The organism is Vibrio sp. Vb1755, assembly GCF_033338635.1.
GTDB classification, from domain to species: Bacteria; Pseudomonadota; Gammaproteobacteria; order Enterobacterales; family Vibrionaceae; genus Vibrio; species Vibrio alginolyticus.
The window spans coordinates 1-1,428 of record NZ_JAWOTA010000144.1 but is presented as its reverse complement, the minus strand read 5'-3'; the positions used below and the strand labels follow the sequence as shown (position 1 = coordinate 1,428).

1 protein-coding gene and 1 pseudogene are annotated in these 1,428 nt (G+C 46.4%); both read left to right on the top strand.

Going from position 1 to position 1,428, the window contains the following annotated elements; genetic code table 11:
• Positions 1-545: 545 nt before the first annotated feature.
• A pseudogene (locus R7E00_RS23380) lies at positions 546-869 on the top strand (FtsX-like permease family protein); the annotation flags it as partial.
• A 2-nt stretch (positions 870-871) separates the two neighbouring features.
• Complete coding sequence (locus R7E00_RS23375; RefSeq protein ID WP_318124622.1) at positions 872-1,366, top strand: DUF3299 domain-containing protein; 495 nt, start codon at positions 872-874, stop codon at positions 1,364-1,366.
• Positions 1,367-1,428 lie beyond the last annotated feature (62 nt).

The following is a 1,428-nucleotide window of genomic DNA, read 5'->3' as shown; positions in this document are numbered from 1 at the left end:
TGGTAAATGCTGGCCATCAACACTTGCAGGCAGTGCTGCCGTGGCCGTTATCGGCGTGATCATGGAACTCAAACTTAAAGATAGAACGGTTAGCGCAAGCAATGGCTTTTTCATCCAGTAACTCCTCTTGAAACATGTCTGCCAAAAAGAAATATCCGCACTTTACACCAATAAGAATAAGCGTTTGGTCATCCATGACAGGGTACGTTTAGCCCAACTGATAGCGCATGCCATTATTCAAAGGCCGCAATAGACTGAAACGAATTGCCTGCATAGGTTTATGAACATCAACTTATCTTGATTGATATTTTTAATATAAGGTCTAGTTTGGATATTCAAAGGGTGACGGCAGTTCACATGCAAGTTAGAGAGGGATTGTTGCAGAAAAGTTCAAAAAGGGTCGATACAAATTACGATTTATATCGACCCAAAAGAAAGGAAAAGAGCAGGTTAAGAGGCTTTAGCCGTCACCACGTCGGGAGCGTTGATGATCTCTTTTTCTTGATCTTTCAAAAGACCGGTCGCGCCGTTGGCATAGTCTTTTGGTTCAAGAACGACGTCGAGAAATGGCCATTTTACGCGCTATGGGAGCACGCCCGCGCCACGTTTTTTCTCTGCTCATTAGTGAAGCGAGTTTACTCACAGCAGCAGGTATCGTCACTGGCGTTTTGGGACTGTATGCGATACTCGCCCTACTTCAGCCCCTAATTCAACAACACTACGGTATAAATCTCACGTTAAGCACGCTTTCTGCGTACGAATGGATGCTGCTTAGCTTTGTACAATGCGCCGGTATTGTGATTGGTTTTATTCCAGCATTCCGCGCCTACAGACAGTCACTCAGTGACGGAATGACCATAAGGATCTAACGATGTGGAAAAAAGTTTTAGCCAGTTGCTTACTCGCGATTGCATTTACGACGCCGGTCATGGCGAGTGATGAGCCATTAACGCTCGACTGGATCGATCTGGTTCCTGAAGCGGAACGTAAGCTGTTCGACAGCGTGGGGATGCCCGCATCTGATCACAGTGGTGGCGCGGCGCAGCAATCAAAAATCGGTAACGTCAGACCAGAACTCAATGGCAGTCAGGTCAAAATCCCTGGCTTCGTGATTCCTCTTGCGGGAGATGCCAACACGGTGACGGAATTTTTGTTGGTGCCGTATTTTGGGGCGTGTATCCACGTACCACCACCACCACCAAACCAAATCATTTACGTGAAATTTCCGAAAGGCGCACCAGTACAGGAACTTTGGGATGTCATTTACGTGGTGGGAACGTTAAAAACCGAAACCATTAACCATGAACTGGCAGAAACAGCGTATGTGATTGAAGGTTCAAAAATCGAAGCCTACGACGATATGTAGCCGTCGATTTCGAGGTACACCAAAGGCGTCGCATCGTCGCCTTTGTCATCTTTAAATGTTAA

Bases quoted from the DNA above. Each gene is read 5' to 3' on its own strand.
- R7E00_RS23375 (WP_318124622.1), top strand. From the start codon at position 872: ATGTGGAAAAAAGTTTTAGCCAGTTGCTTACTCGCGATTGCATTTACG.